This window comes from Acidovorax sp. Q11, from assembly GCF_054950075.1.
The window spans coordinates 1-22,118 of record NZ_JBUDZG010000009.1 but is presented as its reverse complement, the minus strand read 5'-3'; the positions used below and the strand labels follow the sequence as shown (position 1 = coordinate 22,118).

Below are 22,118 nucleotides of genomic sequence, written 5' to 3'. Positions count from 1 at the left end.
ACCCACCCTTGGAAGAAAGGAACAACGATGACGACCATCAGTAGCGTCAGCAGTGCCTGGTCCAGTGCCAGCGTGCAGCGGGCATCGCGCCCGCCGCCCTCGCCAGAGCGGCTGCTGTCCAAAATCGATGCCGACGGCAGCGGCGGTGTGAGCGACACCGAACTGCAGGGCCTGCTGGACGATGTGGCCAACAAGACCGGCGTGAGCAGCCAGACCAGCGCGGCCGACCTGGTCAAGCAGTACGACAGCGATGGCGACGGCAGCCTCAACGCGGACGAGCTGGGCAAGACCATGCAAAGCGTGTTGCCCCCGCCGCCCTCGACCATGGCGTTCGCCCAGTCGCGCAGCAGCGCCACAGCCACCGGCCAGGCGGGCGACGACCTGTTTGGCAAGGTGGACAGCGACGGCGATGGTGCCGTGAGCCAAACCGAGCTGCAGGCCCTGCTGGAGGCCATGTCGGGCGGCACAGCCAGCCAAACGGGCGTGAGCAGCGACGAGCTCTTCAGCCAACTGGACGCAGACGGCGACGGCAGCCTGAGCGAAGCCGAATTCGACGCCGGTCGCCCCTCGGGCGCTGGCGCAGAGGCTGGCGGCATGCAGGCCCTGGGCGGCATGCCGCCGCCTCCCGGGGGCCCTGGGGGTGCCGGGGGCGCATCAGGCAACAGCTCGGCCGCCAGCTACGACCCACTGGACACCAACGAGGACGGCACGGTCTCGGCCGCCGAACGGCTGGCAGGCAGCACCAGCAGCGTGGAGCAGGACGCAATCACCGCGCTGTTCAACGCCATCGATACCGATGGCGACGCCAGCATCAGCGCCAGCGAATCCAAGGCCTTCATCGACCAGCTGACCAGCCAGACCCAGTCGGCCCCCAGCAGCAACGAATCCGGCCGCCGCAACGACCTGGCGCGACTGGCCGACTTTGCCCGGCAGCAGTACGCGCTGGCCGCCAATGACTGGAACACCGCATCGTCCACCACCAGCAGCCTGAGCGCGGTGGCCTGACGCGGCTGGGGAGACACGAGGAGACACTGGAAGGAAACGGAGGGAGCCCCTTCCAGGCCCTTGGCACGCGCAGTGCGATTCGCCCGTCAGTTGACGAGCTGCGCGCGCCGGTGGGTTTCAGGCAAAAAACAGGCCTCTGCGCGCGACCACATTGCCCTTTAAGCTATTATTTTGATAGCAATCGCCCTGCGCATGGCAACAGCGCTACAGCGCCTGCACCAGCGCCCGCACGGCGCGGGGGTAGATCACATGCTCCTGGGTCAGCACCCGGGCCGCCAGCGTCTCGGCCGTGTCGCCGGGGAGCACGGGCACCACCGCCTGGTCCAGGATGGGGCCCACATCCAGCTCGGCCGTCACCTGGTGCACCGTGACGCCTGCAAACTTGCAGCCTGCATCGATGGCGCGCTGGTGCGTGTGCAGCCCGGTAAAGGCGGGCAGCAGCGAGGGGTGGATGTTGATGAGCCGCCCGGCGTAGTGCGCCACAAACCCCGGGGTGAGGATGCGCATGAAGCCGGCCAGCACCACCAGGGCGGGTTGGTGGCGGTCGATGGTGGCGGCCAGCTCGGCATCAAACGCCTCGCGGGTGGCAAAGGCCTTGTGGTTAAGCGCCTCGGCAGCGATACCCTGCTCGCGTGCAAACACCAGCCCGGCGGCGTCCGGCTTGTTGCTGATCACGGCCGCCACGCGGGCGCCGTAGCGTTGTGCCCAGTTCTCCTGTTGCGCGGTGCGGACGATGGTGGCCATGTTCGAGCCGCCGCCAGAGATCAGAATGACGATGTTCTTCATAAATTGCCACGGATTATCCCAGTGCCCTTCGATCCCCTCACCCGCCCCCTCACCCCCCACGAAGCCCGCGTGCTCGCCACCCTGATGGAAAAGGCGCGCACCGTGCCCGACAGCTACCCCATGTCGCTCAACGGCCTGGTCACCGGCTGCAACCAGAAAACCAGCCGCGACCCTGTGATGAACCTCAGCGACGCCGAGGCGCAGGAAGCGCTGGATTCGCTCAAGCTTCTGACGCTGGCGTTTGAGAGCAGCGGCAACCGTACTACACGGTGGGAACACAACTTCCAGCGTGGCGTGGGCGTGCCCGAGCAATCGGCCGTGCTGCTGGGCCTGCTGATGCTGCGCGGCCCCCAGACGGCGGGCGAGCTGCGCATCAACGCCGAGCGCTGGTACCGGTTTGCCGATATTTCCTCGGTCGAGGCGTTTCTGGACGAGCTGCAGGAGCGCAGCGCAGAGAAAGGCGGCTCGCTGGTCGTGCAGCTGCCCCGCGCGCCCGGTGCGCGCGAGCAGCGCTGGGCGCACCTGATGTGTGGGCCTGTGGATACCAGCAGCAGCCACGCCCCCCAGCCAGGTACCGGCGCCACAGGGCCGTCCCCCGCCCTGCAGGCCCGGGTGGACGCGCTGGAGGCCGAAGTGGCCAGCCTGCGCGCCACCGTGCAGCGGCTGTGCGCTGAGCTGGGCATGGCCGCAGACCCTGCGCCGATGTCGCCACCCGGACAGGAATAAAACGAACGACCGTGCTACAAACAGGACTTCTCAGGAGACAAGCCGCATGGATCTCGCATTCACCCCCGAAGAACAGGCCTTCCGCGACGAAGTTCGCGCATGGGTTCACGCCAACCTGCCCCAGGAAATTTCGCACAAAGTGCACAACGCCCTGCGCCTGACCCGCGCAGACATGCAGGGCTGGGCCAAGATCCTGGGCAAAAAGGGTTGGCTCGGTTTTGGCTGGCCCAAGGAATTTGGCGGCCCCGGCTGGACGGCCGTGCAAAAGCACCTGTTTGAAGAAGAGTGCGCGCTGGCTGGCGCGCCCCGTATCGTGCCGTTTGGCCCGGTGATGGTGGCCCCGGTGATCATGGCGTTTGGCAACGCCGAGCAGCAAAAGCGCTTTTTGCCTGGCATCGCCAGCGGCGAAGTCTGGTGGAGCCAGGGCTACAGCGAACCCGGATCGGGTTCTGACCTGGCCAGCGTCAAGACCCGCGCCGAGCGCGTGGGCGACAAATACATCGTCAACGGCCAAAAGACCTGGACCACGCTGGGCCAGCACGGCGACTGGATGTTCAACCTGGTGCGCACCAGCAACGAAGGCAAGCCGCAGACCGGCATCTCCTTCCTGCTGCTGGACATGAAGTCCAAGGGCGTGACCGTGCGCCCCATCAAGCTGCTGGACGGCGAGTGCGAAGTCAATGAGGTGTTCTTCGACAACGTCGAAGTGCCCGCCGAGAACCTGATCGGCGAAGAGAACAAGGGCTGGACCTACGCCAAGCACCTGCTGTCGCACGAGCGCACCAACATTGCCGACGTGAACCGCAGCAAGCGCGAGCTGGAACGCTTGAAGCGCATTGCCAAGACCGAAGGCATGTGGGACGACCAGCGCTTCCGCGACCAGATCGCCCTGCTTGAAGTGGACATCGTCGCGCTGGAAATGCTGGTGCTGCGGGTGCTGTCGGCCGAGAAGAGCGGCAAGAACTCGCTCGACATCGCGGGCCTGCTCAAGATCAAGGGCAGCGAGATCCAGCAGCGCTACGCCGAGCTGATGATGCTGGCCGCCGGCCCGTTCAGCCTGCCCTTCATCGAAGAGGCCATGGAGGCCGGTTGGCAGGGCAACTTCCCTGGCGGCGTCACCGCCAACGCGCCGCTGGCGTCCACCTACTTCAACCTGCGCAAGACCACCATCTACGGTGGCTCCAACGAAGTGCAGCGCAACATCGTGGCTCAGACCGTCCTCGGCTGAACCCAAGTTCCAGGAGACAAGAACATGGATTTCGATTTTTCTGACGACCAGGAACAACTGCGCGACGCCGTGCGCAAGTGGGTGGACAAGGGCTACACGTTTGAGCGCCGCCGCGCTGCCGTGGCCGCCGGTGGTTTTGACCGCGCCGCCTGGGGCGAGCTGGCCGAGCTGGGCCTGACCGCACTGACCGTGCCCGAAGCCCACGACGGCATGGGCCAGGGCGCGATCGACGCCATGGTGGTGGCCGAGGAACTGGGCCGTGGCATGGTGCTGGAACCCATCGCCCAGGCCTTCATCGCCAGCAACGTGCTGTCGCACTACGCCCCCGCCAACGTGCAAGGCGCCTGGCTGCCCCGCGTGGCCAGCGGTGAAGCGCTGGTGGTGCTGGCCTACCAGGAGCGCAAGGCGCGCTACCGCCTGGACGTTTGTGAGGCAAAAGCAGCCTCTGCGCCCGCTGGATATGCCGTAACAGCTACAAAAAGCATAGTAGCCGCTGGTGACCAGGCCGATGCCTTCATCGTGCCTGCGCAGCTGGACGGAAAAATCGCCCTCTTCCTCGTGGAACGCTCGGCCGCAGGCGTCACCACACGTGGCTATGTCACGCAAGACGGCAGCCGCGCCGCCGAAGTGCAACTGGCCAACGCCCCCGCCACGCTCATCACCACCGACGGCCTGGCCGCGCTGGAACTGGCCGTGGACACCGGCATTGCCGCCACCTGTGCCGAAGCTGTGGGCGTGATGGACAAGACCGTGGCACTCACCGTCGAATACATGAACCAGCGCAAGCAGTTCGGCGTGTTCATCGCCAGCTTCCAGGCGCTGCGCCACCGCGTGGCCGACATGAAGATGCAGCTGGAACTGGCCCGCTCGATGAGCTACTACGCCAGCCTCAAGCTCGGCGCCCCGGCGGCCGAACGCCGCGCCGCCATGGCCCGCGCCAAGGTGCAGCTGGGCCAATCGATGCGTTTTGTGGGCCAGCAATCGGTGCAATTGCACGGTGGCATTGGCGTGACCGACGAGTACATCGGCAGCCACTACTTCAAGAAGCTCACGCAGCTGGAAATGACCTTTGGCGACACCCTGCACCACCTGGGCGAGGTATCGGCCCGCATGCAGGACACGGCCGGCGTTTTTGCATAAACCGGGGCTGTCACGCACTTGTGCAATGCTCGTGGGCTGACCGGCTCACGGGCATTTTTTCTTTCAGGAGACCTTCCGATGAACACGCTGTGGCTGCAACGCCGATCCCTCCTCCTCGCCACCGCCGCTGCGGCAGCCACCCTGGCCCTGGCCGGTTGCGCCACCCAGAGCCCCGGCCTGGCCGAGGCCCCGCCCATCGTTTTTGTGCACGGCAATGGCGACACCGCCGCGCTGTGGCAGACCACCGTGTGGCGGTTTGAATCCAACGGCTGGCCACGTGAGCGCCTGCATGCCATCGATGTGCCCTACCCGCTCTCGCGCGACGATGACACCAAGCCCCAGCCGGGCCGCACCTCGACCGCAGAGCACATGGCCTACCTCAAGGCTGAGGTGGACAAGGTGCTCAAGGCCACGGGCGCCAGCAAGGTCGTGCTGGTGGGCAACTCGCGCGGTGGCAACGCCATCCGCAACTACATCTATAACGGCGGTGGCGCTGCAACCGTGAGCCACGCCATTCTGGGCGGCACCCCCAACCACGGCGTGTGGGCAACCCCCGGGGTGCGCGAAGGCAGCGAGTTCTCGGGCACGGGCCCGTTCCTCAAGGGCCTGAACGCCCCCAAGAACGCCGCCGGTGACGAAGTCAACGGCCCCGTGCGGTGGATGACCATCCGCTCGGACAACAACGACAAGTTCGCGCAACCCGACGGCCTGTGGATCGGCCAGAAAGGCACGCCCACCAACGTGACGGCTGCCGGGCCCGAGCTGAAAGGCGCGGTCAATGTGGTGATCCCGCGCATCGACCACCGCGAAACCTCGTACTCGCCCGCCGCCTTTGAAGCCACCTACCGGTTCATCACCGGCAAGGCTCCGCAGGCCACGACCATCGCCGCAGAAAAGCAGGTGGTGCTGAACGGCAAGGTCACCGGCCTGGGCGTAGACCCGGCCGATGCGAAGACGGGCAACTTCAGCAACAACCTGCCGCTGGCAGGCGCCCAGCTGGAGGTGTATGCCACCGACGACGCCACAGGCGCCCGCAGCGGCCCGCCACTGCTGCGCAAGACCGTGGGGGCCGACGGCGTGTGGGGGCCGTTGAGCATCCCGCCTGGCACCCCCACCGAGTTCGTGATTTCAGCGCCCGGCTACGCCACGACCCACATCTACCGCAGCGGCTTCCCGCGCAGCAGCAACCTCATCCACCTGCGCGCAGAGCGCATGGCCGACGCAGACAAGTCTGCCGAATCCATCGTCACCCTGACCCGCCCCCGGGGCTACCTGGACCCGGCGCGCGACAAGATGCTGCTGGATGGCGCGGCACCGGCGGGTGTGCCTGCAGGCGCGGGCGTGGCGGCAGCCAAGGTCAAGCCCTCGGGCGGGCAGCGCACGATTGCAGCCGAGTTCAACGGCGAACGCGTGGTGGGCCAGACCTGGCCTGCCTCGCAGGGGCGTGTGGTGATGCTGGAAATCAGCCAGTAGCCCAGCGCCGGAGGCTGCGCATTGCCGCGCAACTTTGGCCTGCCTCTCATACTGAGGGTGAAGCTGGTGCCCGCGCAGTACGCCCCTTGTGCTCCGCACCTTCAGTGTTTGTGCCCTTCATGCCCCTGGTGCCCGTGGGTTTCGGCACGTTTGCGGTCGTCCACCACGTTCACCGTTGCGCCGTTTGGCAGCAACATGTCTCCCGCGCGCTGGCCCCCCTTGCACGCACCCAGCCAGCGCCCCTCAAACTCTGTCCGGCCAGGGTTGAAGCGCACCGGCTTGGAGTACTTCACCTCAAAGACTCCCCGATAGGCGGCCTGCAAGTCTCCCGACAGTTCCACGACGGCCTCCACCCGGTTGTCGTGCACGTAGCAAGTGGTGCGTATTGCATGCCCCTTTCCTGACTTCTTCACGGCCACGTCATGGCAGTGTTCCTGGCCAGGCACCACGGACAGCAACATGATGGATTCGGCCTCTTCACTGGTGCATTGCTGCACTTTCTGTTGCCGCATCATGGAATCGCCCGGGCCCCGGATCGTGACCTCCCACAGTCCGGGTTTTCTCACCGGCAGAGACTGCGTCTGGGCAAACACAGGCCCTGCAGCGAACGCCAGAACCCCCAGGCCAGCCACCCACGGTGCGCAAATCCTGTACATCGCTCGATTCATCGCTCTACCCTTCAAAGCAAAAAAAGAAAAGGGTTCGGCGGCACACGGCACCACCGAACCCGATTCATCACACCGGGCTGAAATCAGCTCAGCGCATCTGGCGGCGGTGCATGCCCACAAAGAACAGCGCCATCAAAGCCGACAGGATCAGCAGGCCCCATTCTGACAAGGTAGGAATGGAGGTCGGCACCATCACAAACGAAAACGCCACCGTGCAGGACGCATTGATCGGATTGGTTGTGTAGGTGTTGCCCACCAAGTTGCCACCACAAGCGCTGCCCCCCGAAGCGACCCGCGCGGTATAGCCCGGGCTGGGTGTCACGGTGTACACCACGGTATTGCCGGGCGCGGCAACGTTGGTCACCCCCAATGGCGTCACGGTTCCGTTAGGACCCGCGCTGGCCGTCACGGACAAGGCCGCGAAGCTGAAGGCCACGTTGCAGTCTGCAGTCACAGGATTGATCGTGTAGGTGTTGCCTGTGAGCACGCCATTGCACGTGCCGCTCGCGCTGGGGATGTTCCCCGCACCCGGGGTCAGCGTATAGGTCACGGAACCGCCCACAGCCACGGTGCGCGAGGTTCCGGGCGATACGGTCCCACCGGCACCGGATGTCATGGTGACGGTGGCTGACAACGCGAAGTTGGCTGTCACGGCCGCGTTGGCCGTCATCGCCGGCACCGTACACGGGTTGGTCGTTCCAGTGCACGCGCCCGACCAGCCCGTGAAAATGCTACCTGCGGCTGCCGTCGCCGTGAGGATTGCCTGGCCACCATCGGCTACGGGCATGGCGCAGGTGGCGCCGCAGTTCATGCCAGCAGGAACACTGACCACCGTTCCACTGCCCGCCCCCGACTTGGTCAGGGTCAGGTTGTGCAAGGTTGCAGCCGCAGAGTTGGTGTCACCCGCCGTGTTGTTGGCCGTGTTGTTGTCTGTGACACCTGCCGGGGGCGCGATGTTGAAGACTGTGGACGTAGACGTGGGGCCCGTCACCGTCGCTCCAAACGTGAGGGTGACGCTGCCGCCCACCGGGATATCCAGCAAGACACCGCCACCGGGCAATGCGCCTGCAGCAGGAGCACCTGCCTGGCAGGCACCGCCGCCCGCACCGCTGCAGGTCCAGCTCCCTACGGTCAGGCCCGAAACGGTGGGCTGGGTCAGGGTGGCGCCGATCACGGGCGAGGGGCCATTGTTGGTCACCACCACCGTGTAGGTGGGCGTGCTGCCCACCGCACTGGCCGATGCACCGTCGGTCACGGAGACCACAAGGTCGGTGAGCGTGGCGCCGCTCACCACCTGCGTTTGCACCATGGGGCCCAGCACCGTGCTGGCGCCCGTGGCGGACATGGAGTACGTGCCGTGATTCAGCGAATTGTTCGGGCTGGTCGTGCTCGCATTGGCAGGAATGCCCCAGACGATCTGGAAGGTCCCACTCTGGTGATCGACCAAAGAGCCGAAATCGCAGGTCACCGTGCCAGCAGATCCCACGGCCGGCGTGGTGCAGGACGCCCCCGCAGGCACACTCACTGACTGGAAGACAGCATCAATGGTCGCGGTGTTGGTGTTGTTGCGAATCTGCGGACTGGTGGCACTGACCTGGCTGTTGAACACCATCACCCCGCTGTTGTTGCTGTAAGTGTAGGTGTAGGTCACGTTGTCGCTGGGCTGCGCCGTGGTCGGCCCGGTTGCAGACACCAGGAGACCCGCGAAAAACGGCCCGATCGAGTCCACGTAGACCTCACCCGAATGGCCGCCTTGGCTGCACCCTGCCGCGATGATCTCCACCTCGACGGTATCGCCCACATCCAGCAACCCGCTGCCGGGCGCCACATCAATCGCCTGCCACCCTGTGTACTGGTAGCCGCCCACGGCCTGCCAGGGAACACCTGGCTGGGCCGCGAAGTTGAAGGTGTAGAAGAGGCGCGTGCCCTTGGTGACATTGCGCACTTCCACATAGAAGTAGGCCTGCTCGTTGGGGTTGTGACCCCCATCTTGAATCACCGGTGCCACCGCCATGCGCAGGTGCACCTTGCCATCGACGGGATCCACATCCGACAAGGCCATTTGTGCCGACTGTTGAATGCCACTGGCCCGGTTGTTGTTGCCACGCGCATTGACACGCGCGCTGTAAGAGCCTTGAAAAGGAATGGTGATCGCCTGCCCCGGGGCGTCTGGCGCATTGGCAGGCGTCCCGGATGCCGTGTTTACCACCTGGGTCACAGGCGCCGCGACAGGCGGCTGCAGGTTGAGGTGGCTTTTCTGGGTGGGAGGGAAGGTAGCGATACCGTTGTTGCGGTAATGCGTCACCGTCCAGCCAGTGAAGTCGCCGGCTTCGAAATCGCCGTTGACCACACCCCCATGCGCTACAGAGGCTGCACACAGCACCCCTGCACTGGCCGTCAAAACCCCTCGCAGGCAACTGCGGGCCAAAGCCCGCGCGGCTTTCCAAACAATGATCGTTTTCAACACATTCCCCCTCTTGGTAGATCCACGTCCGACACTCGTGGCCGTGGGCAGACTCACACGAACGAAACACTCTTCACACGAACACCCTGGCCCGCAGGCAAGCCTCTCCCCTCGGCGGCCGTGAGGCCATCGATCAAAGGCTTTTTGGGATTGGGACAGTGGCGCGGTGCAGCACCGGTGCAACCGATGGCACCCCAGCAATGGCTCTTCTAAGGCACTAAGACAAGCCCTTTGCCAAACACCGAGCGCACCGGCAAAGGCGTGCCAGTGGCTTCGAGGGTCTTACGGCGCAGTCGGGTCAAAGCGGACTCGATGCGGTGGAAATCGTCATCCAGCGCCCGCCCCCCCACGGCCTGCACCAGGGCTTGCTTGCTCACCACCGCGCCCCGTGTCTGCATGAGGCACGACAGAAGCTCCAGCTCCCGGGTCGTGAGGGCCACGGTCTGTTGATTGGGGGCCCGCAAGGTTGCGCTCGAAGGGTCCAGCTGCCATGGCACGGCTGCCATCGCTTCGCCGCCGCCATGCAATTGCTTGTTGCGCAACTGGGACCGAATGCCTGCAACCAGCTCCTGCATATCGACCGGCTTGACGAAATACTGCAAGGCACCGGCCTCCAGCCCCTTGATCCGGCTGTCCAGATCCGCGCGGGCCGTCATCAGCACGGTAGGCACACCCTGCGCAGCCAATCGGGTCAGCAGACTCAAGCCATCCTCGCCGGGCAATCCGATGTCAATGACCACCAGATCGGCACGGCTGCGCAATAGGCGGACATAAAAATCCTCAGCGGAATCTGCCCCCCAGGACTGGAAGCCCGAGCGCCCGAGAAACCGACACACATTGCTGCGTATGTCTTCGTCGTCTTCTACGACTGCGATGATCGGTTCTGCAGACATGACAGGAATAGATGGTGGGTCCGAAACATTTGGCTACGTACCATTGTGTCAGCGCATCGACGAGCCAGCCATGCACAACAACTCACGAAAACTCACAGCCAACTCACCTCCAATCCAATCTCATATGGCGTGCTGCTGGCTGGCTGCGCTGTGGGTCTGCCTGCTTGTGGTGATCGCCTTGTGGCCTGCAACAGCCCGGTCTTCCACGCTGTTCGCCACCGCCCAGCTAGGCTGGGACATTCCCATGGACAGACTGGATGACCCACTTGGTCATCTCGGGCCCGATGCCGTGGCTACCACCGAGGTGAGCGCCATGACATCCCGGCTGAGCACCCCCTTGAACGCCGGGTATCTGGGCCACACCGTATGGCTTCGGTTTGAGGTCCCAGTACGCGCCCTGGACTCCGGGAAGGAGGGCCTCTGGCTGCTCGCCCAACCCACCTATCTCGACTTCGTGACCCTTTACCAGAAGGGTGTTGATGGCGAGTGGCTCGCACAAATCAGCGGAGACTTGGTGCCGACGAACCAGAAAGTAGGCACCCGGCAACACCTCTTTCGCTTGGCCCCCGGCCAAACAGCCCTGGTTCGAATCCAGACCACCAGCGCCGTACAGTTCCAGGCAGAGGTGCTCACCACGGAGGCGCTAGCGGCAGAACTTGCCCGATCCGAGCGGGGCATGGGGCTGTACTTTGGTGCCACGGCGATCTTGCTCGTCTGTATTTGGGCGGCGACTGCCATTTTCCGCACGCGTGCGCTGTTCTCGCTGGCCGTGCTGGGAACCATCAGCGCCATTCATATCTTCAATGTGCGCGGCTACGGCAGCCTCTGGTCGCCGGACGAATTCACGGTGTGGGCCAGCCATGCCGTGGGCATAGGGGCATTTCTACTGCCTGCCACGCTGGCTTGGCAGATCAAAGAACAGCTGGCGCGCGGAACCCGCTACCGCGGGGCCGACAGACTCCTCACATTCCTGATCGCTCTGAATTTGCTCGGCACATTGAGCGTGCCGCTAGGGTTTTACCCAGCCGTGGCATGGGTCAACCTGGTCTCCCTGCTCACCGGCGACGTGACGGGCGTGGCCATTTGCTTGCTGGCATTGCGACAGCGAGATCGCATCGCTGCGCATGCTCTGCTGCTCGCTGCCTATGGCCTGCAAGGCTTGGGAGCGGTTCCCATCGTCATCCTCATGACAGGACTGGTCCCATTGAGGACAGATGCCACCTCGCTCTGGCAACTGGAAACCATCGCCTTCACCAGTTTTCTCGCCATCGCTTTTTTTGTTGGTATGGTGGCACGGTATCGGCAGGCGCAACTGGACAAGGACCGGGCCATCGAGCGGCTTGCCCTGTCTGAACACTCGCTGGAGGAACGCATCGAGCGGCGCACCGCTCAGCTCTCGGAGGCCCAAACGGCCCTGGGCCAGGCCCTGGAGAACGAGCGGACCCTGCGGGATGAGCAAAAGCAGTTCTTTCACATGATCAGCCATGAGTTCAGAACCCCGCTGGCGGTTATAGACAGTGCGGCAGCGGAACAACAGACCTTTCCCTCGCCCGATCTCCCATCCCAGACTGACCGGGCAGCACAGATCCGCAGGGCCTGCAGGCGTCTCACGTCATTGGTAGACAGTTGCCTGATCAATGAAAGATTGGATAGCGCGGGATTCTCGCTGCAGGCCTCACCCACCAAAGTGAGCGATCTGTTGCAGCACGCGGCACAACTGGTGCATTGGTCTCCACGCCATCACTTGCAGCTGTTTACCGACTCTGCCCCCGAGGAGTGGGTGTGCGATGCGACGCTGGTACACATCGCACTGTCCAACCTGGTGGACAACGCCGTGAAGTACGCCGCAGCGGGTGAGATTATTATCGCGGCACGCAAAGGAGAATCAGGGCTCCTGGATATTTCAGTGGCGGACGAAGGCTCCGGCATGTCACTCGATGTCATGAACCGGATCTTTGAGCGGTTTGAACGGGGTGACCGCACCGACCAAAGCAGAGGGTTTGGCCTGGGACTGTGGGTGGCACGCAGGGTGGCGCGCCTGCATGGTGGCGACATTACCGTCGAATCCACAGTGGGAGAAGGCACCTGTTTCACGCTGTCACTGCAAGCCCAGCGCATCGAGCAGGGTTGAGTGGCCGCGCAGCCGGCACCTATCCCCAAGGTCCTGCCGCAGGAATCCTGGATAATTCGCCACCCATTCCTCCTTATGTTTACGGGCTCGCAGAGCCTGGCAGACCGCGCAGCGGTCCGTTTGCAACCATCCAGCACCCCATGAGCGCTACAGCGACCGACCCCAACCTCAAATATCTGACCAAGGCACGCGAACAGATTGCCAATGGCGACCTCAAGAATGCGGCGCAGACGCTCAACAAGGCCAACGCCCAATGGCCGCAAGACCCGCGCGTTTTCATGCTGGGTGGCCTGCTGGCAGAAAAGGCTGGCAACGTGAAGGGTGCGTTTGAAGCCCTGCGCAAATCGGTGTCGCTGGCCCCGGACTGGGGGCCAGGCCTGCTGGAGTTGGCGCTTCTGCTCGCCCGCCAGAACCAGTTCAAGGAGGCGGTAGAATCCGCTGAAAAGGTTGCACTGATCGAGCCCCGGAACCTGCAGGTTCTGGCTGGCGTGGTGGACATTGCACACCGCGCAGGCCATTCCGAAATGGCGATCCGCCACCTTCGCCGAGGCCTGGAACTGGTACCTGGCGACGTGATGCTTCGGCGCCTGCTGGCCGCCGACCTGAGCGGCCTGGGCCAGCACGAGGAGTCCCTGGCACTGTGGAACGCGCTCGTGGCAGAGAACCCTCAGGATTCCCAGGCCCTGATTGGACGCGTGCAGGCCTGCATTGCCGCAGGCAAGCCGGCCGACGCCGAACAGAACACCGCAGCCTTGCTGAATCTGGCGCCAGACGACGCGGTCTATCAGTACTACGCACAGCTGGCGCGCGGTGAAACTCCCGGGCAGCAACCCGCTGAGCTGACACGCCCGATGTTTGACAACATGGCAGAGTTTTACGACTTGCACATGGTGCGGGGCCTCAAGTACCAGTTGCCCAAGCAGGTGGGCGACCAGATCCTGGCGCGCCACCCCGAAAAGAAAATCAATGTGCTGGATCTGGGTTGCGGCACCGGCCTGCTGGGTGTGTGCCTGGGCCGCCTGGACGGCGCACTGGTGGGCGTGGACCCGTCGATGAAGATGATCGAGCAGGCGGCGCGCCACAACGTGTACGACCGTTTCCACACCGTCAACCTGCACGATGCCCTGCGCGAGACGCCCGATGGCCTCTACCAGGTGATCGCGGCGCTGGACGTGTTCATCTACGCCGGTGACGTGACGGAGGCGATTCCCAATGCGTTGCGCGTGCTGGCACCGGGCGGCATGATGGTTTTCTCGTTCGAGACTGCCCCCGAACAAGGCGCCGACCTGGTGCTGCAGCCCTCCGGCCGCTACGCCCACAAACGCAGCCACATCGAAGCCCTGTGCCAAGCCGCAGGCTTTGCCACAGTGGAAGTGCGGGACACCGAACTGCGCGAGGAAAACCACCAACCCGTGAACGGTTTCGTGGTGACCGCTTGCAAGGCCGCCTGACGCCTTCGTGCATCAAAAATCCCTGACCACCCGGGCCCAGCCGGGTGTCAGGGCGTCACGCCAGCAGCCGTGAAGACTTGGGGACATGCGCCATCAGAAAATCCATCTGATCGGCCAGGATGCGCCGGTTGCGCAAGATGAAATCCTCCCACAGGCTGGGCACGTAGGGGGTGTACAGCAGCGGCATGTGCGCCTGCTCAGGGGTGCGCGGGCCCTTGCGGTGGTTGCACGGGCGGCAGGCCGTGACCACGTTCATCCAGTGGTCCTGGCCGTTGCGGGCAAAGGGCACGATGTGCTCGCGCGTCAGGTGTTCCTCATGGAAATGGCCGCCGCAGTAGGCGCACACGTTGCGGTCGCGGGCAAACAGCTTGCTGTTGGTGAGGCTGGGTTTCAGGTCGAACGGGTTGATGCTGGGCACACCCTTGGTGCCGATGATGCTGTTGATGGCAATCACCGATTGTTCACCCGTGATGGCGTTGTGCCCGCCCCGGAACCGGGCAATCTGGGCGCCGGACTCCCAGCGCACTTCCCCGGCGGCGTAATGAATCACCGCCTGCTCCAGCGAAATCCACGATTGGGGCAGCCCTTGGGCTGACAGCTTCAAGACCTTCAAAACACGCCTCCTGGAACACAAAGTACACAAGGAATCGGAACGCAGATGTCTCGCGGGCAGCCCTGCGCGGGGCCAGCCGTGGGTCACAATATACTCCGTTTTCATGACAAATTGGCGTCCTGCGCTTGATGGTCCTGCGCATGCTGCTATCAAAAAGATAACAAACCGATGAAGATCTTTCGCGGATTCCACCACCCTGGCATTGCCAATGCCTGTGCGCTGACCATCGGCAATTTCGATGGTGTACACCGGGGCCACCAGGCCATGCTGGCCCTGCTGAACAGCGAGGCCGCGCACCGGGGCGTGGAAAGCTGCGTGCTGACTTTCGAGCCGCACCCGAGGGACTACTTTGCAGGGGTTCACAACAAGCCGGAACTCGCTCCCGCGCGCGTGGGCACGCTGCGCGACAAGCTGACCGAGCTGGCACGCTGCGGTGTGCAGCAGACCGTGGTGCTGCCTTTTGACGCCCGGCTGGCCGCCCAGTCGCCCGAAGCTTTCATCGACGAGGTGCTGGTGCGCGGCCTGGGCGCCCGCTACGTGCTGGTGGGCGACGACTTCCGCTTTGGCCGCCAGCGCGCAGGCGACTATTCCATGCTCGACGCGGCAGGTCAAGCCAAGGGCTTTGATGTGGCGCGCATGAACAGCTACGAGGTACATGGGCTGCGGGTGTCCAGCTCCGCCGTGCGCCAGGCCCTGGCCGCAGGCGACATGGAAGCAGCAGCGCGCCTGCTGGGGCGGCCCTACACCATCAGCGGCCATGTGGTGCACGGACGCAAGCTGGGGCGCGAGTTGGGCGCTACCGCCGGTGGAGCCGGTGACGGCTTTCGCACCCTGAACCTGCGTTTTGCGCACTGGAAACCCGCTGCCAGCGGCATCTTTGCGGTGCTGGTGCATGGCCTCGCCGCCGAGCCTTTGCCGGGTGTTGCCAACCTGGGCGTGCGCCCTTCGCTGGACCCGAACGATGTGAACGGCGGCCGTGTGCTGCTGGAAACCCATTGCCTGCACTGGCCTGCCGATCTGGGCCCCGAGGGGGCGTACGGTAAAATCGTGCGCGTGGAACTGCTACACAAACTGCACGACGAGCTGAAATACGACGGTCTGGACGCCCTGACAAAGGGCATCGCCAAAGACTGCGCCGATGCGCGTGCCTACTTTGCCTCGGCCCAGGCACACAACCACACCGAAACCCGGCGCCAGACCACCCGCGACCGAATTTGAGGGAGCTGCTTCGCGCAGCGCCCGCCTGACGGGCCCGTCATCTTTAGCGCTCCAACCCCGTTTTTGCTCCGGGCCTTGCCCCGGAATGCCCCGTTTTTAAGGCTCCCTCATGTCCGACGACAACGCCAGCACTCCCTCCACGGATTACCGCAGCACGCTGAATCTGCCCGACACCCCCTTCCCCATGCGTGGCGACCTGCCCAAGCGCGAGCCGGGCTGGGTCAAGGAATGGGAAGACCAGGGCACCTACAAGCGCCTGCGCGACGCCCGCCGGGGTGCCCCCAAGTTCATTCTTCACGACGGCCCGCCCTACGCCAACGGCCAGATCCACATGGGCCACGCGGTCAACAAGATCCTGAAGGACATGATCACCAAGGCGCGCCAGCTGGAAGGCTTTGACGCGCTGTACGTGCCCGGCTGGGACTGCCACGGCCTGCCGATCGAAAACGCCATCGAAAAGAAACACGGCCGCAACCTGAGCCGCGACGACATGCAGGCCAAGAGCCGCGCGTTCGCCACAGAGCAGATCGAGCAGCAGATGGTGGACTTCAAGCGCCTGGGCGTGCTGGGCGAATGGGACAACCCCTACAAGACCATGAACCCCGCCAACGAGGCGGGCGAAATCCGCGCCTTCAAGCGCGTGATGGAGCGTGGCTTTGTGTACCGAGGCCTCAAGCCCGTTTACTGGTGCTTTGACTGCGGCTCGTCGCTGGCCGAGTTTGAGATCGAGTACCAAGACAAGAAGAGCACCACGCTGGACGTGGCTTTCAAGGCGCACGAGCCTGCCAAGCTGGCCGCCGCCTTCGGGCTGCCCGCACTGGCCAAGGACGCGTTTGTGGTCATCTGGACCACCACTGCCTGGACCATCCCTGCCAACCAGGCGCTGAACCTGAACCCCGAGATCAGCTACGCACTGGTGGACACAGGCGAGCGCATCCTGCTCGTGGCCGAGCCGCTGGTGGCCTCGTGCCTGGAGCGTTACGGCCTCACGGGCAGCGTACTGGCCACCACCCTGGGCAAGAACCTGGGCGGCCTGGAGTTTGAACACCCGCTGTACGACGTGAAGAGCGAGGACGGAACCCAGGGTTACAAGCGCCTTTCGCCCGTGTACCTGGCCGACTACGCCACGGCCGATGACGGCACCGGTATCGTGCACTCCTCCCCTGCCTACGGCCTGGAAGACTTCAACTCCTGCCGCGCGCATGGCATGGCGCTGGACGAGATCCTGAACCCCGTGCAAGGCAACGGCACCTATGCGGCCGATTTCCCGCTGTTCGGCGGCCTGCACATCTGGAAGGCTGTGCCGGTGATCATCGAAGCGCTGCGCAACGCGGGCCGCCTGATGACCACCAAGGACATCACGCACAGCTACCCGCACTGCTGGCGCCACAAGACACCCGTGATCTACCGCGCGGCCGCCCAGTGGTTCATCCGCATGGACGAAGGCGAAGGCGTGTTCACTAAAGCAGGCATGAAGCCCGCCAAGACGCTGCGCCAGATCGCCCTGGACGCCATCGAGCACACCAGCTTCTACCCCGAGAACGGCAAGGTCCGCTTGCACGACATGATCGCCGGGCGGCCCGACTGGTGCATCTCGCGCCAGCGCAGCTGGGGTGTGCCCATCCCGTTCTTTTTGCACAAGGACTCGGGCGAGTTGCACCCGCGCACCATGGAAATCATGGACCAGGCGGCCGACATTGTCGAAAAGGGCGGCATCGAGGCCTGGAGCCGCGTGACGACCGAAGAAATCCTCGGCGCAGCCGATGCACCGCACTACACCAAGAGCACTGACATCCTCGAAGTGTGGTTCGACTCCGGCTCCACCTTCAGCCATGTGCTGCGCGGCACGCACCCCAACGTGCACCACGACACGGGCCCAGAGGCCGACCTGTACCTGGAAGGCCATGACCAGCACCGGGGCTGGTTCCACAGTTCGCTGCTGCTGGCATCGGCGCTGGAAGGCCGCACGCCCTATCGCGGCCTGCTGACCCATGGCTTCACCGTGGACAGCCAGGGCCGCAAGATGAGCAAGTCGCTGGGCAACGGCATCGACCCGCAAGAGATCAACAAGAAGCTGGGCGCCGAGATCATCCGCCTGTGGGTGGCCGCGAGCGACTACTCGGGCGACATCGCGGGCGACGAGAAAATCCTGGCGCGTGTGGTGGACGCCTACCGCCGCATCCGCAACACGCTGCGCTTTTTGCTGGCCAATGTGAGCGACTTCGACCCGGCCCAGGACGCCGTGCCGTTCAACCAGATGCTGGAGATCGACCGCTACGCGCTCACCCGCGCATCCGAGTTCCAGGCCACGGTGCTTGCGCACTACAAGGTCTACGAATTCCACCCCGTGGTGGCCAAGCTGCAGCTGTACTGCTCGGAAGACCTGGGCGGCTTCTACCTGGACGTGCTCAAGGACCGCCTGTACACCACGGCGCCCAAGAGCCTGGCACGCCGCAGCGCACAGACCGCGCTCTACAACATCACCCACGCCATGCTGCGCTGGATGGCGCCGTTCCTGTCCTTCACTGCCGAAGAGGCGTGGAAGGTATTTGGCAGCTCCGACTCCATCTTCCTGGAAACCTACGGCAACGTGGCCGGTGTGGGTGCGGGTGCCGACGAAGGCCTGCTGGCCAAGTGGGCGCGCCTGCGCGAGATCCGCGACGTGGTGAACAAGGAAATCGAAACCTTGCGTGCCGATGGCAAGGTAGGCTCATCCCTGCAGGCCGTGGTGCAACTCACCGCAGCACCGGAAGACCATGCGCTGCTGGCCAGCCTGGGCGACGACCTGAAGTTCGTGTTCATCACTTCTGCTATTGAATTGATAGCTGGAAACGATCTGCAGATCCTCGTGAACCCCAGTTCTGATGCCAAATGTGAGCGCTGCTGGCACTACCGCAGTGACGTGGGCAGCGATGCCGCCCACCCCACCATCTGCGGCCGCTGCACCAGCAATCTGTTCGGCAACGGCGAAAGCCGGGCCCACGCGTGATGGCGAGCACCACTGCACGCAACGGCCCGCGCATCTGGGTCTGGCTGGCCTGGGCTGTGGTCCTGCTGGTGGCCGACCAGATTACCAAGACGCTGATCCTGGACAACTACCGGCTGGGCGACTCCACGGTCATCACCAGCTTCTTCAACATCGTGCGAGCACACAACACGGGCGCGGCGTTCTCGTTCCTGGCCAATGCCGGGGGCTGGCAGCGCTGGCTGTTCACGGGCATAGGCGCGGTGGCCACGGTCTTCATCGTTTGGCAACTGCGCGCACACCCGGGGCAAAAGCTGTTCTGTTTTTCGCTGGCCAGCATCCTGGGCGGTGCGGTGGGCAACGTGGTGGACCGCCTGATGCACGGCTACGTCGTGGATTTCCTGGACTTCCACTGGGGCTTCCTCTCGGGCATCTTCCACGGTGGGCATTTCCCGGCCTTCAACCTGGCGGACATGGCCATCAGCGTGGGCGCGGTCTGCCTGATCCTGGATGAACTGCTGCGGATGCGGCGCGAGCGCTGACACAGCGCCCCCAACACTGCACACACCACGGCCCGCAGCACGCGGGCCGTTTTGTTTTTGCTTTTGTTTTTGCGCCACTGCGCTGCAGGCGTGCCAGCACAACGCCCCCCCTGCCTCAGCATGGACATCTGCGCCGACGCTATGGAATCAGGAGTATGCTTATATGTCAGTTTTGTGACAAACCAGCGTGCGCAGTTCTTGCATGTCGCGTGGGGGCCGACAGCCGCACAGGCCAACGGGGCACCGCAACAGCGTCCACGCGCCGCACAATGGGGTCATGAACGCAGCACCGGCTCCGGGGAGCCGGGCGGAAGTCTGCGCAGGTCACAAGAAGAAGAAACAACGGGTTTTCATGAAGCATCTCCTCAATCTCCTGGCAGCCGTGGCGCTGCTGATCTGGGGCACCCACCTGGTGCGCACCGGCATCCTGCGCGTGTTCGGCGCCAACCTGCGCCAGCTCATCGCGCACAGCGTCAGCAGCCGATTCACCGCCGTGCTTTCGGGCATCGGCGTGACGGCCGTAGTGCAGTCCAGCACGGCCACCGCACTCATCGTGTCGTCCTTTGTGGGCCAGGGCCTGGTGGGCCTGCCTGCCGCGCTGGCCGTGATGCTGGGGGCCGACGTGGGCACCAGCGTGATGGCCGTGGTGTTCTCGATGGACCTGTCGTGGCTGTCGCCGCTGTTCATCTTTGTCGGCGTGGTGCTTTTCATCTCGCGCAAGGACACGGCCGTGGGCCGCGTGGGCCGCGTGCTGATCGGCCTGGGGCTGATGCTGCTGGCACTGCGCCTGATCACCGAGTCCACCACCGTGCTCACTCAGTCGCCCACCGTGCGCACGCTGCTGGGCGCACTTACCAGCGACCTGCTGCTGGAGATCTTCACTGGCGCCATTCTGGCCATCGTGGCCTATTCGAGCCTGGCCACGGTGCTGCTCACCGCCGCGCTGGCGGGCTCGGGCGGCATTCCGGCCGACGTGGCGCTGGGGCTGGTGCTGGGCGCCAATCTGGGCAGCGGCGTGCTGGCCGTGCTCACCACCATGAAGGCCAATGTGCAGACGCGCCAGGTGCCTCTGGGCAACCTTTTCTTCAAGATCATTGGCGTGATCATCATGACGCCGCTCACCGGGCTATGGCTGCAGCATGTGCGGCCCTATGTGCCCGAAACCGCTGCGCTGGTGGTGCTGTTCCACCTGGCTTTCAACGTGGTCGTGGGCATCGTCTGCATTGGCCTCACCGGCACTGTGGCCCGTGCCGTGCAGCGGCTGCTGCCCACCGAAAAAACCCAGGCTGCCGCAGGCACCCGGCCCCAGCACCTGGACCCTTCGGCCCTGGCCACGCCCTCGCTGGCCATCTCCTGCGCAGCGCGCGAAGCGCTGCACCAGGCGGATGTGGTCGAGTCCATGCTGCTGGGCCTGCAGAAGGTGATACAGACCGACGACCTGCAGCTGGCCGAAGACCTGCGCAAGCTCGACGACGAGGTGGACGGGCTGTACTCGGCCATCAAGTACTACATGACCAAAATCTCGCGCGAGGCGCTGGACGAGCGCGAGGGCCGACGCTGGGCCGACATCATCAGCTTCACGATCAATATGGAGCAGATCGGCGACATCATCGAACGCGTGCTGATCGACATCGAGGACAAGAAGATCAAGAAGGGCCGCCAGTTCTCCGAGGCGGGCATGGAAGAGATCAACGAGCTGCACGCGCGCCTGATCGACAACCTGCGGCTGGCGATGAGCGTGTTCTTGAACGGCAGCGTGCGCGATGCGCAAAAGCTGCTGGAGGAAAAAGCACGATTCCGCGACCTGGAGCATGCGTACTCGGCCACCCATCTGGCGCGCCTGTCGGACAACACGGTGCCCAGCATCGAGACCAGCTCGTTGCACATCGACCTGATCAGCGAACTCAAGCGCATCAACTCGCTGCTGTGCTCGGTGGCCTACCCCATCCTTGAATCGGCCGGGGCGCTGGCGCCCAGCCGGCTCAAGACGATGGTGGACCAGGGCTGAGAAAAGAGAGGCAGAACACCTGCCGACACCCGCCAAACACGGCGGGCAGCAAGGCCGCGCTAACGCAGCAGGGCCAGCACGCCCTGCGGCAGCTGGTTGGCCTGGGCCACCATCGCCGTGCCGGCCTGCTGCAGGATCTGCGAACGCGAGAGGTTGGCGGTTTCTGCGGCAAAGTCGGCGTCGAGGATGCGGCTGCGCGAGGAAGACAGGTTTTCAGACGTCACCTGCAGGTTGCCGATCGAGGCTTCGAAGCGCGATTGCAGGGCACCGAGCTTGGCGCGCTCGCCGTTGATGAAGCTCAGCGCCGAATCAACCGTCTTGAGCGCGTTGGTAGCTTTGGCAAAAGTCGTGACATCCAAATCCGCCACCTTCTCCAGGCTGGATCTGTTATCGGCCACCGCGTTGGTTCCGGTCGCATCGACCGCAAACGCCTTGTCGGAGTCCAACGTAAGGTAGCCGCTGACGACGACTGCATCGTCCAGCCCCCCGATCATCAGGTTGGCCGATGCTCCCACGAGCGTAAGCCCTCCATCTCCGTCATCCGCCATCTTCTGAACAGCCACGGCTCCAGTGCTCTGGTTCGTTCGGTCACCGATCAGGATGTTGTTCCCACTGCGGTTGCCCAGGATGATGCCCGTCTCGCCATCATTCACCTGAGCAGTTACGCCCGTCTTTGCAGACTAGGGTCTGTTGAGAATCATTTCAGCCGAGCACGGGGATATGGTGCAATAGGCAGATGAGCATTCGATGGGTACTGACAGACGCACAATGGGCAAAGATGGAGCCCCACGGCCTTGGCAAGCCAAG

17 protein-coding genes are annotated in these 22,118 nt (G+C 64.3%); 11 read left to right on the top strand and 6 right to left on the bottom strand.

Going from position 1 to position 22,118, the window contains the following annotated elements:
* The first annotated feature begins 27 nt into the window (after nucleotides 1-27).
* Nucleotides 28-1,005, top strand: coding sequence for a XopAW family type III secretion system calcium-binding effector (gene xopAW, locus ACYZGB_RS09805; RefSeq protein ID WP_462388042.1), 978 nt, complete (start codon nucleotides 28-30; stop codon nucleotides 1,003-1,005).
* 204 nt (nucleotides 1,006-1,209) lie between these two features.
* On the opposite strand, the gene purN is transcribed toward xopAW, so the two are convergent.
* A complete protein-coding gene (purN, locus tag ACYZGB_RS09800) occupies nucleotides 1,210-1,791 on the bottom strand; it encodes a phosphoribosylglycinamide formyltransferase (RefSeq protein WP_462388041.1) in 582 nt (193 codons plus the stop codon).
* 21 nt (nucleotides 1,792-1,812) lie between these two features.
* On the opposite strand from purN, the gene ACYZGB_RS09795 reads away from it, so the two are divergent.
* The 4 genes from ACYZGB_RS09795 (at nucleotide 1,813) to ACYZGB_RS09780 (ending at nucleotide 6,358) form a co-directional block, all read left to right on the top strand.
* Nucleotides 1,813-2,517: a YceH family protein gene (locus ACYZGB_RS09795; protein ID WP_462388040.1), complete on the top strand. Its 705-nt coding sequence runs from the start codon at nucleotides 1,813-1,815 to the stop codon at nucleotides 2,515-2,517.
* 46 nt (nucleotides 2,518-2,563) lie between these two features.
* Complete coding sequence (locus tag ACYZGB_RS09790) at nucleotides 2,564-3,745, top strand: acyl-CoA dehydrogenase family protein (RefSeq protein ID WP_462388039.1); 1,182 nt, start codon at nucleotides 2,564-2,566, stop codon at nucleotides 3,743-3,745.
* 24 nt (nucleotides 3,746-3,769) lie between these two features.
* Nucleotides 3,770-4,885, top strand: coding sequence for an acyl-CoA dehydrogenase family protein (locus tag ACYZGB_RS09785; RefSeq protein ID WP_462388038.1), 1,116 nt, complete (start codon nucleotides 3,770-3,772; stop codon nucleotides 4,883-4,885).
* A gap of 78 nt (nucleotides 4,886-4,963) precedes the next feature.
* The gene (locus ACYZGB_RS09780; RefSeq protein WP_462388037.1) at nucleotides 4,964-6,358 is read left to right on the top strand and encodes an alpha/beta fold hydrolase; all 1,395 of its coding nucleotides are present in this window, start codon (nucleotides 4,964-4,966) and stop codon (nucleotides 6,356-6,358) included.
* Between the two features lie 101 nt (nucleotides 6,359-6,459).
* Here ACYZGB_RS09780 and ACYZGB_RS09775 read toward each other — a convergent pair whose 3' ends face one another.
* The 3 genes from ACYZGB_RS09775 to ACYZGB_RS09765 all read right to left on the bottom strand — a co-directional run bounded on the left by ACYZGB_RS09775 (nucleotide 6,460) and on the right by ACYZGB_RS09765 (nucleotide 10,383).
* On the bottom strand, nucleotides 6,460-6,951 hold the full coding sequence (locus ACYZGB_RS09775) for a DUF3617 domain-containing protein (protein ID WP_462388036.1): 492 nt from the start codon (nucleotides 6,949-6,951) through the stop codon (nucleotides 6,460-6,462).
* Between the two features lie 163 nt (nucleotides 6,952-7,114).
* A complete protein-coding gene (locus ACYZGB_RS09770) occupies nucleotides 7,115-9,490 on the bottom strand; it encodes an IPTL-CTERM sorting domain-containing protein (RefSeq protein ID WP_462388035.1) in 2,376 nt (791 codons plus the stop codon).
* Nucleotides 9,491-9,699: 209 nt separating this feature from the next.
* Nucleotides 9,700-10,383 (bottom strand): response regulator transcription factor, encoded by a 684-nt coding sequence (locus tag ACYZGB_RS09765; protein WP_462388034.1) that lies wholly within the window; start codon nucleotides 10,381-10,383, stop codon nucleotides 9,700-9,702.
* Between ACYZGB_RS09765 and ACYZGB_RS09760 the strand changes: the two genes are divergently transcribed.
* Nucleotides 10,364-12,514, top strand: coding sequence for a sensor histidine kinase (locus tag ACYZGB_RS09760; RefSeq protein ID WP_462388033.1), 2,151 nt, complete (start codon nucleotides 10,364-10,366; stop codon nucleotides 12,512-12,514). The genes ACYZGB_RS09765 and ACYZGB_RS09760 overlap by 20 nt on opposite strands.
* Before the next feature lie 140 nt (nucleotides 12,515-12,654).
* On the top strand, nucleotides 12,655-13,965 hold the full coding sequence (locus ACYZGB_RS09755) for a methyltransferase domain-containing protein (protein WP_462388032.1): 1,311 nt from the start codon (nucleotides 12,655-12,657) through the stop codon (nucleotides 13,963-13,965).
* A gap of 55 nt (nucleotides 13,966-14,020) precedes the next feature.
* On the opposite strand, the gene ACYZGB_RS09750 is transcribed toward ACYZGB_RS09755, so the two are convergent.
* Complete coding sequence (locus tag ACYZGB_RS09750; protein WP_462388031.1) at nucleotides 14,021-14,578, bottom strand: HNH endonuclease; 558 nt, start codon at nucleotides 14,576-14,578, stop codon at nucleotides 14,021-14,023.
* A 168-nt stretch (nucleotides 14,579-14,746) separates the two neighbouring features.
* Here ACYZGB_RS09750 and ACYZGB_RS09745 point away from each other — a divergent pair, with 168 nt between their 5' ends.
* From ACYZGB_RS09745 to ACYZGB_RS09730, 4 genes are all read left to right on the top strand, one after another.
* Entirely contained in the window at nucleotides 14,747-15,796 is a 1,050-nt protein-coding gene (locus tag ACYZGB_RS09745) for a bifunctional riboflavin kinase/FAD synthetase (protein ID WP_462388030.1), read from the top strand.
* A gap of 109 nt (nucleotides 15,797-15,905) precedes the next feature.
* Complete coding sequence (gene ileS / locus ACYZGB_RS09740; protein WP_462388029.1) at nucleotides 15,906-18,785, top strand: isoleucine--tRNA ligase; 2,880 nt, start codon at nucleotides 15,906-15,908, stop codon at nucleotides 18,783-18,785.
* Nucleotides 18,785-19,303 (top strand): signal peptidase II, encoded by a 519-nt coding sequence (gene lspA / locus ACYZGB_RS09735; protein ID WP_462388028.1) that lies wholly within the window; start codon nucleotides 18,785-18,787, stop codon nucleotides 19,301-19,303. The genes ileS and lspA overlap by 1 nt, the downstream gene beginning before the upstream one ends.
* 352 nt (nucleotides 19,304-19,655) lie before the next feature.
* Entirely contained in the window at nucleotides 19,656-21,311 is a 1,656-nt protein-coding gene (locus ACYZGB_RS09730) for a Na/Pi cotransporter family protein (protein ID WP_462388027.1), read from the top strand.
* 59 nt (nucleotides 21,312-21,370) lie between these two features.
* Here ACYZGB_RS09730 and ACYZGB_RS09725 read toward each other — a convergent pair whose 3' ends face one another.
* Nucleotides 21,371-21,964: a flagellin gene (locus ACYZGB_RS09725; RefSeq protein WP_462388026.1), complete on the bottom strand. Its 594-nt coding sequence runs from the start codon at nucleotides 21,962-21,964 to the stop codon at nucleotides 21,371-21,373.
* Nucleotides 21,965-22,118 lie beyond the last annotated feature (154 nt).

What these genes read in the sequence shown, in the direction of transcription:
- ACYZGB_RS09790 (WP_462388039.1), top strand. Translation starts at nt 2,564, where the DNA reads ATGGATCTCGCATTCACCCCCGAAGAACAGGCCTTCCGCGACGAAGTT.
- ACYZGB_RS09745 (WP_462388030.1), top strand. Translation starts at nt 14,747, where the DNA reads ATGAAGATCTTTCGCGGATTCCACCACCCTGGCATTGCCAATGCCTGT.
- purN (WP_462388041.1), bottom strand. Translation starts at nt 1,791, where the DNA reads ATGAAGAACATCGTCATTCTGATCTCTGGCGGCGGCTCGAACATGGCC.
- ACYZGB_RS09780 (WP_462388037.1), top strand. Translation starts at nt 4,964, where the DNA reads ATGAACACGCTGTGGCTGCAACGCCGATCCCTCCTCCTCGCCACCGCC.
- xopAW (WP_462388042.1), top strand. Translation starts at nt 28, where the DNA reads ATGACGACCATCAGTAGCGTCAGCAGTGCCTGGTCCAGTGCCAGCGTG.
- lspA (WP_462388028.1), top strand. Translation starts at nt 18,785, where the DNA reads ATGGCGAGCACCACTGCACGCAACGGCCCGCGCATCTGGGTCTGGCTG.
- ACYZGB_RS09755 (WP_462388032.1), top strand. Translation starts at nt 12,655, where the DNA reads ATGAGCGCTACAGCGACCGACCCCAACCTCAAATATCTGACCAAGGCA.
- ACYZGB_RS09730 (WP_462388027.1), top strand. Translation starts at nt 19,656, where the DNA reads ATGAAGCATCTCCTCAATCTCCTGGCAGCCGTGGCGCTGCTGATCTGG.
- ACYZGB_RS09765 (WP_462388034.1), bottom strand. Translation starts at nt 10,383, where the DNA reads ATGTCTGCAGAACCGATCATCGCAGTCGTAGAAGACGACGAAGACATA.
- ACYZGB_RS09785 (WP_462388038.1), top strand. Translation starts at nt 3,770, where the DNA reads ATGGATTTCGATTTTTCTGACGACCAGGAACAACTGCGCGACGCCGTG.
- ACYZGB_RS09760 (WP_462388033.1), top strand. Translation starts at nt 10,364, where the DNA reads ATGATCGGTTCTGCAGACATGACAGGAATAGATGGTGGGTCCGAAACA.
- ileS (WP_462388029.1), top strand. Translation starts at nt 15,906, where the DNA reads ATGTCCGACGACAACGCCAGCACTCCCTCCACGGATTACCGCAGCACG.